Source organism: Mucilaginibacter sp. FW306-07-L, assembly GCF_058782065.1.
Window position 1 is genome coordinate 806,359 of sequence record NZ_JBYSXI010000003.1, and the last position, 13,209, is coordinate 819,567.

Here is a 13,209-nt window from a genome sequence, read left to right on the forward strand (position 1 = left end):
TAACGAATTTTAAAAAAATGTCTTATGGTTTGATCTGAAGACTGTTTGATTTTAAAAATTCATGAAACCTTTCATGGAACGCTTTAAATTCCGCTATGAGCTTCATGCCAAATGGTGTAATAATTGTTTTACCACCACCTTTCCCACCACGTTCTGCAATAACCACCGGCTGTCCGAAATGCGTATTCATATGGTCTATGGATTGCCAGGCTTGCCGGTATGACATTTTCATCTCTTTGGCGGCTGTCCTTATCGATCCTGAAATAATTATTCTTTCCAGCAATTCGACCCTTCCCGGGCCGAACACTCGTTCACCGTTGACCTGCAGGTAAAGTTTGCCGTTGTACTGTAGCTTCATGTCGTATTAGTGTAAACTCACCATGCATGGCTATGCCCATGCATGGTGAGTTATAAAAAAGGGGCTAAAATCTTACTCTTTAGGTCAGCTTCTGCCTGGTGCAACAAGCCATTTACAGTGATATCAATCGTCTTAATATTGCTTCGGCTGGAAAATACTTTACTTCACGTAAAACTAAGTATTAAATAAAGTCACTGATTATGATAATCAAACTAATCTACGGATACTTGGCCTTTAAATAGTGTATTTACTGCTGGTTACAACATTGCTTCTTATTGCTAATTGCATAACTTAACTCGATAGGATAATCCGGCTTATTGTTTTACAGTGACCGACTCAAGCTTTAAAAAACCTAAACAAGCATAATATGATTTGCTGCTTTGCTTACACTGACTGGACATCGATCACGTAACGGTATCGTGCCTTTTTGTTCACAACGGTTTTCCAAGCGTTATCAATTCCATTCATCGGAATTTTTACTATTTCAGGCTTGATTTGGTTGAGCGCACAGAAATTGATCATATCCTGGGTTTCCCTTATGCCCCCGGTATTTGATCCGGCAATAGCATTTCGGTACATGACCAGACTCATCTGGCCTGTTTCGATATCATCGGTAACTTTACCAACTCCGACCCGGCAAAATGTCGCATCACGGTTAAGGAGCGGGATGAAGGGTTTTATGTTATGCTTGTATGGAATGGTATCGAGGGCAAAATCGAATTTATGGTTGTAAGCGGAAAAATCAGCGCCTTCCTTATTGATCACTACATTGGTTGCACCGAACCTTTTGGCATCATCAACCTTGTCGGGAGATGTCGTAAAGACGGTTACTTCCGCACCCATTGCCTTAGCCAGTTTTACCGCCATGTGGCCTAATCCGCCCATCCCTAAAATGGCTACCTTCATTCCTGTTGTCACGCCCCATCTGCGCAGCGGAGAATATACGGTAATACCGGCACACATCAGTGGCCCCGCTTCTTCGAGTGTTATGGCATCCGGAATATTGATAACAAAGTCTTCATCCACAACAACGAAGGTAGAGTAGCCACCCTGGGTGATCGATCCGTCCCTGTCTTTTGAACCATAAGTCTGCACATTGCCGTTCAGGCAATAATTCTCATGGCCGGCTAAACATTCCGTGCAATGCTTGCAGGAGTTGACCATACAACCGACACCTACCCGGGCACCTACCATAAATTTGCTCGCGCTTGAGCCGACTTCGACTACTTCTCCTGCGAGTTCATGGCCTACGATCTGAGGGAACTGAACTTTTCCCCAGTCCTCATGTATCGTATGAATATCAGAATGGCAAACACCGCAAAAGTGCAATTTGATCGCCACGTCTTTCGGACCCAAGGCCCTGCGTTCAAACGTCATTAATTTTAATGGGCCATCTGGTGAATAAGCGGCCATTCCCTTGGCGGAATAGGGCCCAAACTTGCTGCTGTTTTTCGACGCCGCAACAGCTTTCTTACTGGTCTGGGCATCGGCAAGCGGCGCAAGCAAAGTGCTCCCTGCCATTACGCCAGCGGTTGACAAGGCAGACTTTGTCAGGAAATCCCGTCTGTCCATTCCTGTGTTAATCTTGTTTTCTTCGTTGTTTTTATTGTTTTCCATGATAGATAGATGTTTGATATTGTTACCGGGTAGTCGAACATAGTTAGAACCCAATCTTCGCTTCCCGTTTTATAGTTCGTAAGTTATTGTCACCTTGCCTGCACCGAGTGCATCTTCAAGCCCTGACGGGTCATCGATTCGTCCCAGTTGGACATAGCTATAGTGCGTTGAAAAGCTTTTATAAAATAAAACAAGCGTGTTTCCGCTCCAGATCATCAGATCGCCAGCATTGACCCTGCCTGGCTTGTGTGGATTACCGGGTAAGCTCTTCTGAAAATCATATTTTTTTTCGTTGCTGTTAACATCGTCCATGTTCAATGTCAGCGGCAGCATTGCTTTCAATGCTTTTGATGCCTCGCTATCATTCAGTGTAGCTGTGAAGGTCTTTGATCCAATTTTTATTTTCATTTTATTGTTTTGTTGCGGAGCGATCCTGACATGGTCGGCTTTGTGCTGCAAAGTCGTCCTGTTGAACGCAAAGAGGCTGTGGCTCGCTAGCAATGATATCAGTAAAAGACGTTTGCTATTCATACTACTATAATTTGTGATCAACTTATAATTGATAATGCAAATTTATGCCTTTAAGAAAGCCAGATGATAACAATTTTCAAACCGATAGCTAAGAATTTCAAATAAAAATCATTGTTAATGGATTGAACCCGCTATTAATTCTTCTAAATCAAGTAGCTTTTCGTCTTTAAATTATTTGAATTTCTTAGTTTTTGCATTGAATTTCTTTAACCGATTTAGCGGAACAGATGTAATTTTGTATTGTCTGTAAAGGATTCAAAAGTGTATTGATCATTCAGGCTACTGAATAAGAACACCATACTTTGAGGTAAGTTGATCTACCCGAATACTATTCAGCCACTTTAAATAAAAATTTATATGAAAAACTTAAAAATGTTAATAGCAGCAGGTTTTCTGATCCTTTTTGGACAGGCCTGCAATCAAACACAGGATAGCAAGCAAAATAAGGCTAGAGAAGAACCAGCAAAAAAAACAGAGATGAAAGAAATATCACCGAAGAATTATACCACCTTTAAGGTGAGTGATAACGTAACCATGTATGCCGTTACGTTCAACAACCAATATCATATGACTGTGTCCGGCCATTTGTTTGTACCCAAAAATTTAGACAGCAACAGTAAAAGCGCAGCACTTATCGTCGGTCATCCAATGGGTGCTGTCAAAGAACAAAGTGCTAACGTATATGCTTCCAACATGGCCGATCGTGGTTTTATAACCCTGTCAATTGATCTTTCTTTTTGGGGTGAAAGTGCGGGTGAGCCACGAAACGCTGTTGCTCCGGACATTTATGCAGAAGATTTTAGCGCAGCCGTTGATTTTTTGGGAACCCGTCCTTTCGTAGATCGTGAAAAAATTGGCATTATTGGTGTTTGCGGGAGCGGTAGTTTTGTGATCAGTGCCGCCAAGATCGATCCCCGCATGAAAGCTATCGCGACCGTTAGTATGTATGATATGGGGGCGGCCAGCCGTAATGCTTTACACCATTCGCAAACGGTTGAACAACGCAAAAAGATTATCGAAGAGGCGGCAGAGCAACGCTATGTGGAATTTACAGGCGGCAAAGTAAAATATACTGGTGGAACAGTGCACCAATTGGATAAAAATACCGATCCGATCCAGCGTGAATTTTATGCATTCTATCGAACCCAACGTGGCGAGTACACGCCGAAGGGCGGATCTTCAGCGCTTACCACGCACCCTACCTTAAGCAGTAACACTAAATTTATGAACTTTTACCCGTTTAATGATATAGAAACCATCTCTCCCCGCCCGATGCTTTTTATCACTGGTGACCATGCCCACTCCAGAGAGTTTAGTGAGGAAGCTTACCGATTAGCGGGACAACCTAAAGAACTGGTGATTGTTCCTAATGCAGGGCATGTTGACTTATATGATAAAACAGATCTTATCCCCTTTGACAAGTTAGCGTCTTTCTTTAAAGCTAATCTTAAATAGGAACTGCATGTTAAGGTTCCGCTACAACGCCGAATATAAACAGAAGAAAGCCCGCTGCCATATTTGACAGCGGGCTTTTGAACAAAATATGTACGGATATCACACCTGCCTTCAGATAGGAATGTTACGCTTATTCCTGCTTATAAAACAAACTATACCGTAAGATTCAAACCGGGAAATATCGATTTTAAAATAAAGCTGTTGCAAAGCAGTGACATGCAAATGTCCGGTCCAGCTATAGCCAAACCGGATATTTATCTCTCTCTTTTTATTACTTAAGCTACAATAATCCTCTTAGTCAAGGTATAACCATCTGTATTATTTCCGGTAATTGAATCAGCCATATTTCTGTTCAGGCTGTCGGCAAAGATACTGTCCTGGGTGTTGGAGGTATCCGGCACTCCGTTATAACCGTTTGTAGAATAAACAGACGTGTAAGCGGTAGCCGGAAAAGCGATTTGCGTGACTAAAAGTGAGTTTCCGGAAGGTGTTAATACTTCTACATGAATATGGGGCGCTCTGCCCGGATACCACCCCGGGAATATACTGATGAACGACACCTGCCCGTTATTATCCGTGGTTTGTCTTCCACGCAAGTAATTGGCTCCCGTTTGTGTGGTATATTGAGAGTATAACCCGTCTTTGTCACATTGCCACACGTCCACTAATACATTAGCAAGCGGACTGCAACCATTACTTTGATCTTGTATTGTTAATGTCATGAGAAGTGGAACGCCCGTCCTGTCTCCAATAATACTTGCACGTACATATTGAGCCGGTGTTCGTATTGGGAAAGGGCCTTGCGTTTCGGCTGGTGAAACCGCACAATTGCCACTATTGGCTTCATCTATAGTGCCCGAGCTATTGCCCTCACTGCCTTTGGAACAGGAAGAGGTGGCTATTGGCAAAATTGCTATAGCACCCAAGCCTAAGAGGCTTTTCTTTAAAAAATAGTTTCTATCCATATTTGTTTTTTTATCTGTAAAGCCTGCGTTAGGAAACATGACCAATGGTTCGGACTCGTCTGTCTGATTGTGATCAGCTATAAAATATTTTATAAGATGACCTTAAGGGACTGCCGTGAATGTGATCGTAATATTCCCGGCGCCTAAAGCTGCTTCAAGCGCAGATGGATTATCAACCCGTCCAATCCTGGTGTAACTAAAAGAAGTTGATAGCCCTTTATAAAACAGCACCAAGGTATTTGAGCCGTAAAGCATGATATCTCCATTATTGATTGACCCGGGATTTGAGGCATTTGTGGGAAGGCTTTGGGCAAGATCAAAAAACTTCTCGTTATGATTTAGATCCTGCATATCGAGTGTTAACGGAAGCCGGCTGAGAAATGCTCTGGCTGTGGCGTTATTAGCTAATGTAGCGTTGAATGTTTGGCCACCTGCAGTGATGGTGATCCTACCCGTAGCGACGTTAGGTTCGGTATTGCTATTTTCCGTATCGTTGCTGCCATTCATATCATCACCGTTTTTGCTGCATGAGGTAAATGCGCTGTTAAGCATAACCGCTGAAAAAAGTAGTAGTATTATCTTTCTCATGATACAAAAATAACTGATCACGGGCGGTAGCTATAAAGATAATCAAACATAAGCTTAATGGTTTCAAACAATACGAAGTCACTTCGCAATAATTGTTGTTAAATAAGCTACATCAAATTTTTACCGGAAGTGTACAAGTTCTATATCATTAGGACTATTATTTGGTATCCTGAAATATTTATGCGCTATGATGTTGTCGGAAATCATTGATGACAGATTCCGGTTAATAAAATCCCGTTATAAATTGTAATCGTGAGCGTTATTAAGCGTTGTTAGTGCTCTTCAATAATTTTTAAATCCCACGGACCGATTTTAAGATTGTCATTCATTTTGATTTCGTTACCGGTCAACAATTCCTTACCTGCTTTCCTGGAATACGTTATCACTTTTGGTAAGGCTGAATAGTTAAAATAATAATGTATCTGCTTACCTTTTTCATTTGTACCGGATTTACTGATAAGCGGAAATCTCAGCTCACTATCTTTGCTGATCTGTGCTTTTTTCACCGCGTCACCAATGATTTCACTCACTAAGTTCTGTGATGGCATAAATCCTATGTAGGTCGCCTGCCCCTTACCAAATTGATTTTCTGTGATGGCCGCATATTTACCCCACACCGGATGATCGTAATAGGCTAAAACCTTCGCGGTTGTAGGCGTGACCAGTTCCATCCACTGCCTGGCTTGCGCATCTGCCCCCGAAATTTTAAAAATGCTGCTTCGCACCCCCACATTCTTTGGTACCGTGAACTGGTCGTAACCTATACCACACGCCTCGGCAATGACACCCGGTTGCCGCGAATAACGGACTTTAACATTCTCATCTGAAAAACCACTGCGAAAAGAGTAAATAATATGGCCACCGTTTTTTACATAATTATTGAGCCTGCGAAGTAAACTATCCGGCGCGGCATATAAAGCCGGTACCACGATCAGCTTATAGCTTTCGAGATTGTTACTCGTTGGATCAACCAGGTCAGTACCTACATTCATGTTATAAAAGGCATCGTAAAAAGACCTTAGAATGTCGTTATAGGACATCCCCTGACTGAAGTTAGAAAAGGCAGTCAGCGCTTCGTTGCTATAAAGAATCGCGACCTCGTTCTTTTTCTTCAGATTGACCAGTTTCGGGCTGAGCCGTTCAAATTCTTTCCCGATGATCTTCGCTTCGTTGTACGTTGCGTTGGGCGAAAAATCATGACTTAATAACCCTTTCCAGTAAGTCTCCGCTGAATTATGAATTGAGTGCCAGTGCCAGTACTCAACCATATTAGCCCCGGAAGCTAAATGACTGAAAGCCTGTAAACGCAATTGCCCCGGATAAGGAACCCACTGCGGAAAACCCTGCGCCTCGGTTTCGAGTACGAAATAGTTTTTACCGCCTTTCATCGAACGTGTCATATCTCCTCCGAATGATATTTCCACGCCAGTCAACTCATCCTGCGATGGGTGATAAATGTCTATTCCGGCTACATCCAGTGACGCGGCTGCTGCAAAGTGGTCGACCTCCGGTTGAATGCCAAATGAATAGCCTTTCCAGCCCAGGTCAAAGTTTTGAGTGGTAAACTGTTCCGGTCGTTTATACTCCCGGACGATACTGTTCTGCCAGGCTAAAAAATCAGTAACCAGTTTCCGCTGGAACTTTGCGAACTCTGCCGCCATACTGGCATTGATGGTACCATTCGCCGATGGGAACTCTTCCCAGGTATTGATCCTGTTGCTCCAATAATCAAGGCCCCATAGCTTGTTCAGTGTATCAAGTGAGTGAAATTTCTGTTTGCAATACGTTACAAACAAATGCTGAACGTTAGGCCCTGCCGTTCCATAGGCTTTGGTTTCGTTATCCAGTTGATAGCCTATTACTGCGGGATGCCCGTTAACATGTGCCAGTAATTTACGAATCACCCGCTCAGCGGCTTTTAAGTAATGCTCGTTTGTAATATCCATATTCTGCCTCGTTCCAAAGCCAACCTGTCCGCGCGAAGTAGTAACCAGTACATCCGGATACTTTGCGGCCAGCCAGGCAGGGATGGCATAGGTTGGTGTACCGATAATCACTTGTATACCGGCACCGTGCATAGCCTGCAAAACACGGTCGATATGAGTGAAATCAAATTCCCCTTCCCGTGGTTCCAGCGTGCTCCAGGTCGATTCAGCTATCCTGACCACATTAATTCCGGCAGCTTTCATCATCGCGACGTCTTTATCCAGGCGTTCAACAGGCATATACTCATCATAGTAAGCTACGCCGTACAATAATTTGCCGCTTTTAAATTGTTGTGCTGCTGCCGGCTTAATAATAAAGACTGTAAACAAATAAATACAGGCAAATAATTTAAAGTTATTCATTGGCTTTAATTTTTTGAGATAACATACACAAATGATCTTTTTCTATAAACACATTCGTCAAACCATGCAGTCATATCACTTATTTTATACGGATATCATAATCACCAGGTGATAATTCAAAAGCAAATTTCGCGTGCTGCAAACCTAAATATCGCACGCCCTTTGCTCTGTAAAGCGGCTTATTGTTTAGCTGTATGGCCTTCAGCGCCGGCGCATCCAAGTAGAGTGTTGCCGAAGTGTTTGAAGGGACACGGAGATGATAGTAACATGCCCCGTTTTTTATTGTCCAGCTGGCCTCAATCCTGCCGTACATGGAATCAAAATATCCCTTTGCATGCGTCATTTCGCTGCCGGGGTCAGGTTCTGGTGCCAAAACAAAATGCTTAAATCCAGGACTTGCTTCATCTCTTTGAATACCCAATGAATGACTGATCATCCATGCACCAACTGCTCCAAAGGAGTAGTGGTTAAATGAATTCATGTTATTGTTGCCTCCAAATCCATCACTATGGGTATAAGAATTGAGTCGCTCCCAGATAGTTGTAGCCCCTTGATCCACCGGGTATAACCAGGAAGGGTATTTAGTTTGCTGAAGCTGCTGGTACGCCATTTTGCTTTGACCATTATCGGACAGTGCTGTAGACACCCATGCTGTTCCTATAAACCCCGTCATTAAGGAAAATGGGGGCAGTAACTTTCCGCGGTCATCCACATTTCCCCGGCTGATAGTAGACGCAAAATGGTTTACAGCTACCTGTATGTTATCGAACAGGTTAAAAGCAAGCGGGACCGCATAGGATGTCTGTGTATCGATTTCCTTACCTCTGAAGGCTGTTTTACCGGTGTTACTGTCAACATAGGTTTCATTAAAAAATGTCTTTCTCTGAGCATAAAGCTTATTGAACCAACTGGCATCGCTATCTTTTTTTAGTACTGCCGCAATTTTCGTCATAAGTTTCAGGTCGTACAGGAAGTAAGCTTCCCACAGCAGGGCCTTCTCTGTTTTGTCATATTCGGGGCTTAACCAGTCGCCCAAACTCGACCAGTTGCTCCTGTTTTTATCATACAGTACATTTGATTCAGGATCAATCTTTTTAACTAAAAATGCCACGTAATTCTTCATCGCATCATAATGCTCGGACAGCAACGCTTCATCACCGTATTGCTGAAAGCTTTCCCAGGCCACTGTGATCCCTGCACTTCCCCACAATACATCTCCAAAACCGCCGCCCAAGGGGGCAACATCTGTAAACCTCCCGTCGCTACGCTGCACATCCCGCATAGCCAGCATGTGTCTGCGCAGAAACTGCGGCATTTCTGCCAGGTAAGTAGCGGTACGGCTAAACACCGATATGTCCCCGCTCCAGCCAAGGCGTTCGTTTCGTTGCGGACAGTCGGTTGGAATTGACATAAAATTGGCAGCTGTAGACCAGGTAATATTTTCCCAAAGCTTATTAATTCTGGTATTGGATGTCTCATAATCTGCCGTAAACCGGTGAACAGAACTCAATACTGCACCCCGCACAGCCTGTAGCGGCAATGCGTGGTCAATTCCGGTGATCTCAATGTAACGGAAACCATGATAAGTAAACCTCGGGCTGAAGACTTCATTACCGCCATGTGTAATGTATATATCCTGCGCCATAGCTGCACGGATATTTTCCAGCATAATCATGCCCTTATTTGCCTGGTATTCGGGCAGGTCAGGGTACTTGACCTCAGCGAAGCGTAGTGTTATTTTGCGACCCCGTGGCATTCCCCTTAATGAAATAATTGGAACTCCGGCCATGTTTTGCCCAAGATCATATACGAAAACGCCCGGCCGTACCTCTTTAACTGAGATTGCCGGTAACTCCTTTATTTTTTTGATCGTTTGACCAAACTGCCCCATCAAAGACAGGTTCTGGTAATTATCTACAGCCGGAATATTCAGAAGGGTATCTCGGTAGTCGGTACTTACATGCCTTTCAAGACTAACTTCGGATGCCATTTTCCACTTGGAATCATCGTAACGGGCAGTTGACCAGTTTTCAATCGCACCTGCTTTAGTGGCATCATATACTTCACCCTGGAAGATGCTTCCGTAAACGACCGGGCCGTTATTGAAATAGCGCCACATTTGAGGTTTGGTAACTATGGTTTCTTCTTTACCATTAGCGTAGGTGATGACCAGTTTGGCTAATAGGGATTGCCGGTCGCCGAAAAAATTCCAAAAATTTCCTGAATAAGTACTTCCTCCGCTCCACCATCCTTCACCTAAAACAGCACCTAAGGCATTAGGTCCGGGAACCATATTTTTAGTTACATCAAAAGTCTGGTAGAGGTGAGTTTTGTTATATTGGGTTAACCCCGGATTGAAGTAGTCATTGCCTATACGCTTTCCGTTAAGATAAACATCGTAAATGCCGCGTGAAGTGATATATAAGCGGGCTTTTGCGATGGAGCCCTTTGAAGCAGAAAAAGTTGTTCGAAGCATTGGTGTGGAATGCTGACCTGGATCATAGATCTTCAGGATCGGCTTATTGGTGCCGCTTACTATAACAGGCAAGGAATAAGCCTTATATAAAATACTGGACGGGCTTCTGAAATTGTGAACCTGCAGGTTAGAAAAATAGGCGCTTTGACCTGCCGGAACCCGGAACCCGATATCACCCAATACCGGGAAGGCAATGTAATCGCCGCCCTGTCCCAAAGGGTTCAGGCCTATTTTACCGATCAGATTTGCCGGATGCTCGCCATCAAGATATAACTCTGTAGCGCCCATTACAGAAGAGATATAAATGGTATGCGGCATATATTGGTTTTGAGCTTTAAGCAACGAAGCAGGGATATCGAAAGATTGAAGCGGCTTGTCACTCCGATCGCCCGGCTTGTACCCAACCCGGTAGATACACAGCCTGGCAAATTTGCCTGAATCCAGCGGGGCAAAATCAAGTTCGGCAAGAATATAAGAACTATCCGACTTGTTCTGCAGGCCATAGTTGTTCTTGTTTTTGTCTTGAAGACGACTATCATTGCCACCATACACCAATCCTGCCCTTTTGCTGTGAGATGCCTGGTCAAACCGGATAGTGACATTTAATTTAAAAACCGGCAGATACTGGGCATGAAGTGGCAAATCTTCATCGCCACCACCAATCCAACGGGCATCGCTCCAGGCAGTAAATCGGCTACTGGTATCCATTAACCCCGTTTCAAACCATGAACTGTTTTGATACTGATTTTGCTGCTGATCCCAGACGCGCAAATGCCATTGATAACGCATACGCGACTTCAGGCTTTTTCCGGAATAGGTAATATTCAGCGATACGCCTTGCCTCCTTTTCCGAGAGTTCCATACTTCTGCGCCGGTTTCATCGGTTACTTGTATCTGATAGGCCGATTGATAGGAGCCGCGTTGTGCGGATTGCATCTGCCAGCTAAACCTTGGTCTTTTAACATCTATACCCAGCGGTGTAGACGCGTATTCTGTTTTGAGACTTACTACACGCGTTTTCGCAGATTGCCCAAGTGTAAATAAGGGAAGTGAAAACAGCGTTAAGAACAATAACTTTATTTGAGCGTGCTTCATTAGCCTGTATGCATTGTGATGAATGTGTAAGATCGTAGTTTTTACCATCGGGCAAAATACTGGGGTTTTAATGGCGTGCAAAAAAAGTTCAGGCAGTGTCTCTCATATTTGTTACTAATAATGCTTTAAGCTTGCTACAGAAAGATACTTATGTTAAGACACCTGACATAACGCTTTTCAAATCTTTCTTAAAAAAGGGCAAAATTTAATTACCAATAGCTATCGTGGAATATGTTGACCATCGAATGCAAAACCAGTTATACCTTAGTCGGATGCATGGATTCAAATAATTAATCTTAAACAATGTTTTTCGCCCATAAGAGCTACGTAATAATGCAAATTACAAAAATACTGTGCATTCAAACTTAATAAGTTATTATTACACTTTAAGCACTTCGTTATTCTAAAGCTTGAATATTGGCAGCAAATTAAATATAGATACATGTACGACAATTTCTTCCAAAAGCTATCAAAGGGAATACTACTTACAGAAGCAGATAAAGCAATTTTTAGCCAGCATATTATTATAAAAAAATTAAGGAAGCGACAGTATCTTTTGCAGGAACACGAAATTTGCAAATACGTTGCATTTGTTAGTACAGGCCTGCTGCGTTCCTACTTGGTGGATGAAAAAAACAACGAACAAATTATTCAATTCGCTCCGGAGGGCTGGTTTATTTCGGATATCGCAAGTTTTGTCAACGAAGATAAATCGCATCTAAACATTGATGCATTAGAAGATTCTGAATTAATATTGATAAGCAAAGAAGCACATGTCTATCTGGAGGCTGCGGTTCCCGATTTTTTTAAGTTTAATTATATGCAGTATCGCGGTGCATATATCGCACTGCAAAAAAGGTTAATTGATATGTTGACGCTGTCTACTGAAGAAAAATACACCAAACTTTTAAGTATATATCCAGATATCATGCAGCGCGTTCCACAGCATATGATCGCTTCTTATCTCGGTTTAACACCTGAAACACTAAGCCGCGTCAGAAAAAAACTCTTTGTAAAAAAGGACTGAAGCATTGATTGAAATCAATATTATTTCTTGATCCATGTCAAGATGTTGAATGGAGTTTCACTCTATTTTTACCCAGAATCTTCCTGTCGTCAAATGAAGCATTGAAATGCGGGTTTGTCAGCAGGGAAATTATTCGATTAATTACAAAAACCAATTATTTAACATGAAGAAATTATTACTATTTGCAGTAATCCTGCTTTTACAAACCTCATTATTTGCCCAAACGACCACGTGGAAAAATGATAAAATGCATTCCAAGCTCAAGTTTACCGTTACCCATCATTTGCTTTCGGATGTTGATGGCTTGTTCAAAAATTTTGATGTGACCATCACTGCAACCAAACCTGATTTCAGTGATGCATTTTTTGAACTTTCAGCAGATGTGTCGTCGATCAATACAGAAGTTGAAATGCGTGACAATGATCTGAGAAGTGCTAACTTTTTTGATGCTGCGAAATACCCGGCTATCATTTTCAAAAGTTCATCAATAAAGGCAGACGGAACAAACAAGTATAAGCTTACCGGCAACCTGACCATGCACGCTGTTACAAAACCCGTAACGATGGATCTTTGGTACCGCGGCACAAAAGAGAACCTCAACAGCAAGAAAAGCGATGCAGGTTTTAAATTGCGGGGCACGTTAAAGCGTTCAGACTTTAATATTGGCTCAGGCACTCCTAAGGTACTTGTAAGCGACGAGGTTGAAATTGCAGCTGACGGCGAATTTGCAAAAGCCAATTGATTATTCT

The 13,209-nt window shown here is 42.7% G+C and carries 10 protein-coding genes; 3 read left to right on the top strand and 7 right to left on the bottom strand.

Features of this window, described 5'->3' with window-relative positions; genetic code table 11:
* Positions 1 to 22: 22 nt before the first annotated feature.
* From AC3WJC_RS18795 to AC3WJC_RS18805, 3 genes are all read right to left on the bottom strand, one after another.
* Positions 23 to 358 (bottom strand): winged helix-turn-helix domain-containing protein, encoded by a 336-nt coding sequence (locus AC3WJC_RS18795; protein ID WP_492400657.1) that lies wholly within the window; start codon positions 356 to 358, stop codon positions 23 to 25.
* 384 nt (positions 359 to 742) lie between these two features.
* Entirely contained in the window at positions 743 to 1,975 is a 1,233-nt protein-coding gene (locus tag AC3WJC_RS18800; protein ID WP_492400658.1) for an NAD(P)-dependent alcohol dehydrogenase, read from the bottom strand.
* 69 nt (positions 1,976 to 2,044) lie between these two features.
* Positions 2,045 to 2,506, bottom strand: coding sequence for a cyclophilin-like fold protein (locus tag AC3WJC_RS18805; RefSeq protein WP_492400659.1), 462 nt, complete (start codon positions 2,504 to 2,506; stop codon positions 2,045 to 2,047).
* Between the two features lie 357 nt (positions 2,507 to 2,863).
* On the opposite strand from AC3WJC_RS18805, the gene AC3WJC_RS18810 reads away from it, so the two are divergent.
* On the top strand, positions 2,864 to 3,961 hold the full coding sequence (locus tag AC3WJC_RS18810) for an alpha/beta hydrolase (protein WP_492400660.1): 1,098 nt from the start codon (positions 2,864 to 2,866) through the stop codon (positions 3,959 to 3,961).
* Positions 3,962 to 4,236: 275 nt separating this feature from the next.
* On the opposite strand, the gene AC3WJC_RS18815 is transcribed toward AC3WJC_RS18810, so the two are convergent.
* The 4 genes from AC3WJC_RS18815 to AC3WJC_RS18830 form a co-directional block, all read right to left on the bottom strand.
* Positions 4,237 to 4,965 (bottom strand): dioxygenase family protein, encoded by a 729-nt coding sequence (locus AC3WJC_RS18815; RefSeq protein ID WP_492400661.1) that lies wholly within the window; start codon positions 4,963 to 4,965, stop codon positions 4,237 to 4,239.
* Between the two features lie 63 nt (positions 4,966 to 5,028).
* Positions 5,029 to 5,514 (bottom strand): cyclophilin-like fold protein, encoded by a 486-nt coding sequence (locus AC3WJC_RS18820; RefSeq protein WP_492400662.1) that lies wholly within the window; start codon positions 5,512 to 5,514, stop codon positions 5,029 to 5,031.
* 272 nt (positions 5,515 to 5,786) lie between these two features.
* Positions 5,787 to 7,862: a beta-galactosidase gene (locus AC3WJC_RS18825; protein WP_492400663.1), complete on the bottom strand. Its 2,076-nt coding sequence runs from the start codon at positions 7,860 to 7,862 to the stop codon at positions 5,787 to 5,789.
* Positions 7,863 to 7,941: 79 nt separating this feature from the next.
* Positions 7,942 to 11,433 carry an alpha-L-rhamnosidase gene (locus AC3WJC_RS18830; RefSeq protein WP_492400664.1) on the bottom strand — a complete coding sequence of 1,164 codons (3,492 nt, stop codon included), beginning with the start codon at positions 11,431 to 11,433 and terminating at the stop codon, positions 7,942 to 7,944.
* A gap of 442 nt (positions 11,434 to 11,875) precedes the next feature.
* On the opposite strand from AC3WJC_RS18830, the gene AC3WJC_RS18835 reads away from it, so the two are divergent.
* Together AC3WJC_RS18835 and AC3WJC_RS18840 are read left to right on the top strand one after the other, a co-directional pair.
* Positions 11,876 to 12,460 (top strand): Crp/Fnr family transcriptional regulator, encoded by a 585-nt coding sequence (locus tag AC3WJC_RS18835; protein ID WP_492400665.1) that lies wholly within the window; start codon positions 11,876 to 11,878, stop codon positions 12,458 to 12,460.
* 163 nt (positions 12,461 to 12,623) lie between these two features.
* Positions 12,624 to 13,202: a YceI family protein gene (locus AC3WJC_RS18840; protein WP_492400666.1), complete on the top strand. Its 579-nt coding sequence runs from the start codon at positions 12,624 to 12,626 to the stop codon at positions 13,200 to 13,202.
* The last annotated feature ends 7 nt before the right edge of the window (positions 13,203 to 13,209 follow it).

Coding starts and splice junctions, on each gene's coding strand:
- AC3WJC_RS18830 (WP_492400664.1), bottom strand. CDS start 11,433: ATGAAGCACGCTCAAATAAAGTTATTGTTCTTAACGCTGTTTTCACTT.
- AC3WJC_RS18815 (WP_492400661.1), bottom strand. CDS start 4,965: ATGTTTCCTAACGCAGGCTTTACAGATAAAAAAACAAATATGGATAGA.
- AC3WJC_RS18835 (WP_492400665.1), top strand. CDS start 11,876: ATGTACGACAATTTCTTCCAAAAGCTATCAAAGGGAATACTACTTACA.
- AC3WJC_RS18805 (WP_492400659.1), bottom strand. CDS start 2,506: ATGAATAGCAAACGTCTTTTACTGATATCATTGCTAGCGAGCCACAGC.
- AC3WJC_RS18820 (WP_492400662.1), bottom strand. CDS start 5,514: ATGAGAAAGATAATACTACTACTTTTTTCAGCGGTTATGCTTAACAGC.
- AC3WJC_RS18810 (WP_492400660.1), top strand. CDS start 2,864: ATGAAAAACTTAAAAATGTTAATAGCAGCAGGTTTTCTGATCCTTTTT.
- AC3WJC_RS18800 (WP_492400658.1), bottom strand. CDS start 1,975: ATGGAAAACAATAAAAACAACGAAGAAAACAAGATTAACACAGGAATG.
- AC3WJC_RS18825 (WP_492400663.1), bottom strand. CDS start 7,862: ATGAATAACTTTAAATTATTTGCCTGTATTTATTTGTTTACAGTCTTT.
- AC3WJC_RS18795 (WP_492400657.1), bottom strand. CDS start 358: ATGAAGCTACAGTACAACGGCAAACTTTACCTGCAGGTCAACGGTGAA.
- AC3WJC_RS18840 (WP_492400666.1), top strand. CDS start 12,624: ATGAAGAAATTATTACTATTTGCAGTAATCCTGCTTTTACAAACCTCA.